We start from the raw sequence: 737 nt of genomic DNA, 5'->3' as shown, positions 1-737 counted from the left end.
CCCCGCCGACCCTGCGCAGGGCGCTGCTTTCAGGACAACAGGCCTCGCCGCTCCTGCTGAGCGTCAGCCGCTCATAGTTCGCCAGCTCGTAGTTGGTGGCGGGCGCCTGGCTGAGCAGGACCTTCAGGACCGCCTCCGGGCTTTCGGCCGTCAGGCTGCTGTCCCACCGGCGGTGGAGGCGGAGACCGGCTACCGTCAGCGGCGGGTCGTCCCTTCGTGCCTCAGCGCCAATCCCCTCGCGCTGCCGGCGCTGCCGCGCCTCCTCCAGCGGTGATAAAGGTTCAGATGGATTAAGGCTCTGAAGCTCAACCCGGTTAGCCGCCGGCAGCGTGGCGGCCCATGCGGCAAGCTGCTGCAAAAGCCAGGTACCTATGCCGCATCCGCGCAGCGGCGGGGCCAGCACCAGGCCGCCGGGTGCCAGCGCCACGCATCCCGGGCGGCCGCGCCGGCCCGGCGTGAACACCGCGCTGACGGTGCCCGGAAGGACGCCGCGCGGCAGGGCCGACAGCAGGTGCCAGGTGAGCCTGAGCGTGCGCCCGGTCCGGGGCCCTGCGAAAGGCGGGTCTTCCCGCACAGACACCAGCAGGCGGACCGGTGTATCAGGCAGAAGGCCGGCGGGTAACCGGCGGACCGTCAGGACGTGTTCCGTAACGGGTGCAGAATTCGGGGCAGCGGTCATGGAGCAACTCCTGATGATATTCAGGGTATCCTGATGCCGTCCGGTGGCGCTGTACAGC

The 737-nt window shown here is 69.9% G+C and carries 1 protein-coding gene; it reads right to left on the bottom strand.

The genetic code is table 11. From position 1 onward, the window contains the following. Positions 1-679 (bottom strand): GNAT family N-acetyltransferase (locus tag PSSD_RS25985; protein ID WP_153011536.1); only part of this gene is annotated, 679 nt, incomplete at its 3' end. Positions 680-737: the final 58 nt, after the last annotated feature.

The organism is Type-D symbiont of Plautia stali, from assembly GCF_001485335.1.
In the GTDB taxonomy this organism is placed as follows: Bacteria; Pseudomonadota; Gammaproteobacteria; order Enterobacterales; family Enterobacteriaceae; genus Pantoea; species Pantoea vagans_C.
Note: the sequence above shows the minus strand (reverse complement) of the source record. Positions and strands in the feature narration are given on the sequence as shown.